Genomic DNA, 7,539 nt, shown 5'->3' with positions numbered 1-7,539 from the left:
GCGGGGGTCGGGGTCGAACGGGCTGCCGCCGCGCACCGCGTCTCGCAGCCTGTCGTTGAACGTGCCGATGCCGGTCCCCGCCAGGTTCGCCTGCGTGGCCTGCTCGAACCTGGCGCCGCCGGCCACCTCGCCGAAGTTCCAGCCCTCGCCGTAGAGGATGATCGACTTGCCGTCCACGCCGTCCTCGGCCGGGGTCAGCTCGTCGAGGGCGCGGCGGACGGCGAGGAGGTTCGCCTTCGGGTGGTGACCCATGAGGTCGAAGCGGAAACCGTCGATCTTGTACTGCCTCGCCCAGGAGACGACCGAGTCGACGACCAGCTTGCCCATCATCATGTGCTCGGGCGCGGTGTTGGCGCAGCAGGTCGAGTCGGCCACCCTCCCGTCCTCCAGCAGCCGGTGGTAGTAGCCGGGCACGATCGGGTCGAGCACGCCGGTGGAGTGGGTGTGGTTGTAGACCACGTCCATCACCACGCGCAGCCCGGCCCGGTTGAGCGCGGCGACCATGCCACGGAACTCCCTGACCCTTTCGTCAGGGTCCGTCGCGTACGAGCCCTCGGGCACCGTGTAATGCAGCGGGTCGTACCCCCAGTTGAAGGAGTCGGTCGCGGCCGTGCGCGCCACGCACTCCTGCTGCTGGTCGGAGTCGGGGGGCAGCGCGGCGAAGTCGCAGTCCGGTTCGGTCCTGCCGGCCTTCCGCTCGGGGACCGTGGCGAAGTCGAAGACCGGCAGCAGGTGCACGTGCGTGAGCCCGTCCTCGGCCAGCGCCCGCAGCTCACGCATCCCGGCGGAGTCCGCGCCGAAGGCCGCGTACGTGCCGCGCAGCCCGGCCGGCACGCTCGCGTCGGAGGCGGAGAAGTCGCGTACGTGCAGCTCGTAGATCGACGCCCGGTGCTGGGGGACGGCCGGGGGCTTGGCGAGGCGGTCCCAGCCGGGCGGCTTGAGGGCGGGGCTGCCCAGGTTGACGAGCCTGCTGCGCCCGCCGTCCGGCGTCACGGCGAGCCCGTACGGGTCGGTGACCTCGTTCGTCCCCGAGTGGAGGGTGACGAGGAACGTGTACGCGCGGCCCCACCACGTCGGCAGCCCGCGTACCGACCAGATGCCGGTCTCGTCGTCGCGCCGCATGGGGTGGAGGGTGCGGCGGGAGCCGTACAGGGCCAGCTCGACCTTCCGCGCGGTCGGCGCCCACAGTGAGAGCCTCGGGAACACCCGGCCCGCCGGCCCGAGCCTGGCGCCGGCTGCCGCGGCGTAGAGGTCGTCGAGCACGCCGGGGATCTGCACGCCCGTGGCCGCCAGCAGCGTGCCCGAGACGTCCCGATCCTCGGCCACGACGCGGTCGCGCAGCGCCGCACGCACCAGGCCGGCGTCGCGCGGGTCCACCTTCAGCGCGGTGTACGACGCCAGGTGCGGCCACCGGGCCCGCTGCTCGTCGCTCAGCGTCCCGGGCTCCAGGCGGATGACCCCCGAGCCGAAGGCCAGGGAGTGCTGGTGCGACGGATCGACCTGCCACGCCACCGTGTCCCGGTCGATCCAGTGGGCCCTCGCCTCGCCCTCACGGATCACGACGTCTTGCAATCCTTTCTGGAAATTTCTGAAACCTTCCGAACCGCTCCTTGACGGAGAAGATCAGTGAGCAAGGGTCCACGATAGGGGACGGCCTGCGAAAACGCCGATGGACACGGCGTAACGCGGCCGAGGCGCCGCCATCGCGGGCCAATGTAACAACTTGCAGAAACCTTACGGACCCATCTTTCTCTGAGCGTCATGTCGGCGTAACGTCCGGCGTGTTCCCCACCCCTCGATCCCAAGAGGAGAAGGACATGCGACGACTCTTACCCGCCGCAGCGGTCGTTGCGGCATCCACTCTGATGATTTCCGCGTGTGGCGGCGGCGGAGGGACGGCGCCTCCCGCCGCGTCCGTTTCCGATCCGTCGAAGGTCAGCGGCGAGATCACCTGGTGGGACACGACGCGGCCGGACAGCGAGGGGCCGACGTTCCAGGCGTTGATCAAAGAGTTCGAGGCGAAGTACCCGCAGGTCAAGGTCAAATATGTGAATGTGCCGTCGGATCAGGCGCAGGGCCAGTTCCAGACGGCGGCGCAGGCGGGGGCGGGCGCGCCGGACGTGATCCGGTCGGAGGTGGCGTGGACGTCGCAGTTCGCGTCACTGGGCTATCTCCAGCCGCTGGACGGCACGCGGGCGGTGGACAACGGGGCCGACTTCCTGCCGGGGCCCTTGAGCAGCACCAAGTACAACGGCAAGACCTACGCCGTGCCGCAGGTCACCGACACGCTCGCGCTGATCTACAACAAGCGGCTGCTGAAGCAGGCCGGGCACGAGGAGCCGCCGAAGACGATCGCCGAGCTGAAGCAGACCGCACTCGACGTCAAGGCCAAGGCCGGCGCCGAAGGGCTCGCGCTCAACGTCGACTCCTACTTCCTGCTGCCCTTCATGTACGGCGAGGGCGGGGACCTGCTCGACGTGGCGAACAAGAAGATCGTGGTCAACTCACCGCAGAACGTGAAGGCGATCCAGACCGTGGCCGACCTGATCAGCTCGGGCGCCGCGCCCAAGCCCGCGACCACGGAGAGCTACGCCAACGCGATGACCGCCCTGAAAGAGGGCAAGGCGGCGATGATCTACAACGGGCCGTGGTCGTTGTCGGAGATCTACCAGGGCAAGGAGTTCAAGGACAAGAAGAACCTGGGCATCGCGCCGGTCCCGGCCGGGTCCGTCAAGGCCGGAGCCCCCACAGGCGGCTGGAACCTGGCCATCTACGCGGGGTCGAAGAACATCCCGGCCGCCTACGAGTTCGTCCGCTTCATGACGACCGTGGACGCCCAGGCGAAGATCGCCAAGGAGATCAGCCTCCTGCCGACCCGTACCTCCGCCTATGCCAAGCCTGACGTGCAGGGCAACCCCGACGTGGTCGTCTTCAAGCCGATCATGGACACCGCCGTCCCACGGCCGTGGATCCCCGAGGGCGGGCAGCTGTTCCAGCCGCTGCTGGAGGGCTACCAGGCGCTCGTCGGCGGCAAGTCCGCACCGGCGGACGTGCTCAAGACGGTCGACGAGCAGTACCACGGGATCATGAAGGACTGGAGCTGACCGGTGGCGGTCTCGACCGGACGGGCCGCGGCCGCGGGTGACACCCGCGGCCGCAGCCGCCACGACAAGCCAGGACGGTTACGGCGCACGTGGTCCGCCCACTGGTACGCGTGGGCGATGATCGCGCCGGTGGTGGTCGTGATGGCGGTGCTGATCGGCTGGCCGCTGGCGCGCGGGATCTACCTGTCGCTGACGGACGCCACCGAGGCGAACATCGGCCGGACCATCGGGGTGAACGTCATCCCGGCCACCTATGAGTTCGTCGGCCTGGACAACTACCTGCGGATCCTGACCTCCAGCCTGTTCTGGGACAAGCTCATCTGGACCGTCGTGTGGACGGTGGTCTGCGTGGCGCTGCATTACGGCATCGGGCTCGGCCTGGCCGTGATGCTCAACCGCAAGCTGCGGTGGAGATCCGTCTACCGGGTCCTGCTCATCCTGCCCTGGGCGGTGCCCGCCTTCGTGGCAGCCTTCATCTGGCGCTACCTCTACAACAGCGACTACGGCGTCATCAACGGGTTCCTCAAGATGGCGGGCCTGTCCGGCGTGGGCTGGCTGGACGACCCGACCACCGCCAAGATCGCGGTGATCGCGGTGAACGTGTGGATCGGGGTGCCGTTCATGATGGTCGCCCTGCTCGGCGGCCTGCAGTCGATACCCGCCGAGCTCTACGAGGCGGCCGAGGTGGACGGGGCCGACGCCTGGCAGCGGTTCAGGGCGATCACGCTGCCCGGGCTGCGCCAAGTGTCGTCCACCGTGGTCCTGCTGGGCACGATCTGGACGTTCAACATGTTCCCCATCATCTTCCTGGTGACGAGGGGCGGGCCTGGCAGCGAGACCGAGATCCTGGTCACCTACGCCTACCGGGAGGCCTTCACCGGCATCCGCGACTACGCGGGCTCGGCGGCCTGGGGCGTGATCATCCTCCTCATGCTGGTGGTGCTGGCGGTCGGCTACCGCCGCACGTTGCGGAGTCAAGGAGACCCATGGTGAGCGAGATCAGGCGCGGGCGCGGCGAGCGGGGCCCGCTGGCCTCGATCGGCCTGCACGCCGGACTCCTGCTCGCCGTGGCCTTCTCGCTGTTCCCGGTCGTGTGGCTGGTGCTCACCTCGCTCAAGCCACGCGACGGCTGGCTCTCGACCGAGCTGCAGTTCTTCAACCACTCCTCGGTCGACAACTACGTCCGCGTGCTCACCGCGACCGAGTTCCCGCAGTGGCTGCTCAACAGCGTGCTCACCGCCGGTCTGACCATGCTGGCCGGGGTGTTCCTGGCGGCGACCACCGGGTACGCGGTCAGCCGGTTCCGCTTCCCCGGGCACCGCTCCGTGATGTGGCTGCTGCTGATCACCCAGATGTTCCCCGTCGCCATCCTCATCGTTCCGCTCTACAACCTGATCGCCGGGCTGGGCCTGCTCAACCAGATCCCCGGCCTGGTGATCGCGTACATGACCATCGCCGTGCCGTTCTGCGCCTGGATGATGAAGAGCTACTTCGACACGGTGCCGGTGGAGATCGACCAGGCCGCGATGGTGGACGGGCTGACCCCGTTCGGCACGTTCTGGCGGGTCGTGCTCCCCCTGGCCCGGCCGGGGATCGCGGTGACCGCGTTCTACTGCTTCATGACCGCCTGGGGCGAGGTCGGATACGCCACGGTGTTCATGTCGCAGGAGGACAAGCGCACGCTGGGGGTGGGGCTGCAGCAGTTCATCGGCCAGCACTGGTCGGACTGGGGGCTGATGACGGCCTCCGCCGTACTCATCGCCATCCCCGCGGGGGCCCTCTTCCTGCTCGTCCAGCGTCACCTGATCACCGGCCTCACCGCGGGCGCAACCAAGTCGTGACTGTACGTGATCGTCGCCCGGGGAGATCCTGGCGGCATGGACGGATTCCTCGACGAGACCTGCGGAGGCGTGACCGAGCTACGCGTGCACGGCGTCTCCGGCACGCCCCCCGAGGGCATGCTGAACCACCCCCACCCCCGGATCGTCGCGGGCGATGGCACCACCGGGTTCTACCGGCGCTGGTCGGCCGACGGCAAGCCACACGGGGAGGACGCGGACGTGCCCGACGCCCGCCGCCGGGAGGCGTACGCGTGGGGCGGCCTGACCTCCGGCGGCAAGACGATCGCGCTGTGGCTGCTCCTGCTGCCGTTCTCGCTGGCGAATCTGTCGTACTTCATGCTCCCCAGGCCGCCGCGCGGGGCGTGGCTGCGGCACGTGACCGAGGCGGCCCAGCGGCTGTTCGCCCTGCTGCTGACCGCGACGCTCGTCGGGGCCGTCACCCGGGCCAGTGTCGATCTCGTCGGCTGGCAGTGCACGGCCGCCGGCCGGGCCTGCACCTACGACACCGCGCCCGTGTGGGTGCACTGGCTGGGCGCGCTGTGGGGGGACGAGCCGTCGAAGCGGCTGGCCGTCACCGCCCTGGTCCCACTGGCGGTGGTCGTGCTGCTGTGGTGGATCGCGCGGCGCACCTGGGAACGCGACGAGCGTACGGTCCTGCCGCCCGGCAGCACCGCCGGTGACGGCCTGCTGCTGGCCCAGCCGCGGCTGTGGCACGGCGGCGCGCCGGTGTGGCGGCTGCGGGTCGTGCACGTGTGCTTCGCGATCGCGTCGATCGGGCTGGCCGTGTCCGCGCCGTTCGCGGGCACCCCGCTGGGGCTCGTCCTGACCGTGGCCAACGCGGGCGTGCAGGTCGTGGCCGCGCTGCTGGTGCTGCTGCCGTGGATCGCCCGGCGGCTGGACCCGGGCTCGGACGAGCGGATTCCCGGGTGGCTCACGTTCGCCTGCCAGGGGCTGCGGGTGGTCGCGCCGCTGGTGTGCCTGGCCACGATCGGGGCGGCGCTTGCCGGGATGTCGCCGGCCGCGCCGGGGCGGCAGCTGCCCGGCGTGGGGGTGGGGGCGTTCCAGTTCGCGCTCACGGTCGGGCTCGGGCTGTTCATACTGGTCACGACCTGCGTGCTGGCCTGGATGGACCGGTCGTCCGGGGAGCCGCGGGCGATGGGCGGGATCGCCGCGTGGTTCGTGCTGATGGTGGCCGCGGGCAGCGCGAACGTGCTGGCGCTCGGCGTGCTCTTCTGGACCGCCACGTTCTTCGGCGTCCCGGGCACCTCCGCCTCTCCGGAGCCGCTCGGCAGGAAGCTCTTCCTCGACGACCCGGTGTGGTGGACGGCCGCGCTGGTGCCGCTGCTGGCCGCCGGGTTCGCCGCTCTGGCGATCATCCTGTACGCGATCCGCGAGTCCGTCGCCGGCCGGCTCACGCCGAAGCTGACACGCTATTACGGCGAGCGCTACGACGACGAGGTGGCCGCCAAGTGGGCGCTCGCCTCGCTGCCCGACCGGGCCGGGCTCGTGCTGGCCGTGCTCACCGGCATCGGCATGGCCGGGTTCGCCGCGGTGACCGTGATCTACCAGTTCCGGCTGTTCACTCCTGAGGGCGGTCTCGCGGGGCTGCTCGCCACGCTCGTGAGCTGGGCCATGACGGCGGCCATCGTGGGTCTGGTGCTCCTCGGACGCCGCACGTACAGCGACTCCGGGCTGCGCCGGACGATCGGCATCGTCTGGGACATCTCCACCTTCTGGCCCCGCGCGATCCACCCGCTGGCCCCTCCCTGCTACACGGAGCGGGTCATCCCCGAGCTGATCGACCGCGTGGACAGGCTCGCCAGGACCTCGCGGGACAAGGTGGTCCTCTCCGGGCACAGCCAGGGGAGCGTCATCACCGCCGCCCTGGTGCTGCAGCTCAAGCCCGAGCTGCGGGCCCGGGTCGGGATGCTCACCCACGGGTCGCCGCTGCGCCGCCTGTACGCCGCCTTCTTCCCCGCCTACTTCGGCACCAGCGCGCTGTCGGCCGTCCGGGACGCCGTTCCCTGGTACAACCTCTACCGGCTGAGCGACCCCATCGGCGGGCCCGTCTTCGGGCGCGTCGACCCCCTGGCTTCGTCGTCCGGTCACCAGAACGGGGTGGACCTGTTCTGCTGGGACCCGATCCAGCCCGGCCCGGGTGAGCCGCTGCCCGAGGCGCGCTGGCACTCCGACTACTGGCTCGACCCGCCGTACGACGAGGCGCTGACCCGGCTGATCATCAAGAAGCCCGCCGTCTGATCACCCGGCCCGGTAGGGTTTCGGGCGTTTCCCAACAAGGACGGGGGTTCGACAGTGAGGTGGGTGCTGTTACTGCTGGTCTCGTCCGCCCTGTGGTGGGTGACCTCGCCTGCCCAGGCGTCGGCGGCGGAATCCGGGGCACCGGCGGGGCGGGTGGCGTTCATCGGGGTGCCGGGGTTGCTCTGGGACGACCTCGACCCGGCGGACACGCCCCACCTGTGGCGGCTGGCCGGCGAGAGCGCGCTCGGGTCCGTGTCGGTGAAGGCCGTGGGCACCGTGACGTGCCCGTACGACGGGTGGCTGACCGTGTCGGCCGGGGTGCGGTCGGCGGTCGG

4 protein-coding genes and 2 pseudogenes are annotated in these 7,539 nt (G+C 70.3%); 5 read left to right on the top strand and 1 reads right to left on the bottom strand.

Annotated elements, in window-relative coordinates; all coding sequences use genetic code 11:
- Positions 1–1,560: pseudogene (locus tag AB0J09_RS49820) on the bottom strand (DUF3372 domain-containing protein); the annotation flags it as partial.
- A 257-nt stretch (positions 1,561–1,817) separates the two neighbouring features.
- Between AB0J09_RS49820 and AB0J09_RS49815 the strand changes: the two are divergent.
- The 5 genes and pseudogenes from AB0J09_RS49815 to AB0J09_RS49795 all read left to right on the top strand — a co-directional run.
- The gene (locus AB0J09_RS49815; RefSeq protein ID WP_360708078.1) at positions 1,818–3,104 is read left to right on the top strand and encodes an extracellular solute-binding protein; all 1,287 of its coding nucleotides are present in this window, start codon (positions 1,818–1,820) and stop codon (positions 3,102–3,104) included.
- Positions 3,105–3,107: 3 nt separating this feature from the next.
- Positions 3,108–4,097: a sugar ABC transporter permease gene (locus AB0J09_RS49810; RefSeq protein WP_360708075.1), complete on the top strand. Its 990-nt coding sequence runs from the start codon at positions 3,108–3,110 to the stop codon at positions 4,095–4,097.
- Positions 4,091–4,945, top strand: a complete 855-nt coding sequence (locus tag AB0J09_RS49805; RefSeq protein ID WP_360708072.1) for a carbohydrate ABC transporter permease — start codon at positions 4,091–4,093, stop codon at positions 4,943–4,945. Before AB0J09_RS49810 ends, AB0J09_RS49805 begins: the two co-directional genes overlap by 7 nt.
- A 36-nt stretch (positions 4,946–4,981) precedes the next feature.
- A complete protein-coding gene (locus tag AB0J09_RS49800; protein ID WP_360708069.1) occupies positions 4,982–7,204 on the top strand; it encodes a hypothetical protein in 2,223 nt (740 codons plus the stop codon).
- Positions 7,205–7,267: 63 nt separating this feature from the next.
- Positions 7,268–7,539: pseudogene (locus tag AB0J09_RS49795) on the top strand (hypothetical protein); the annotation flags it as partial.

It is taken from the genome of Nonomuraea sp. NPDC049784 (assembly GCF_040659615.1).
GTDB lineage: Bacteria > Actinomycetota > Actinomycetes > Streptosporangiales > Streptosporangiaceae > Nonomuraea.
The sequence above is the reverse complement of the archived record's forward strand: the minus strand, read 5'-3'. Positions and strand labels throughout refer to the sequence as shown.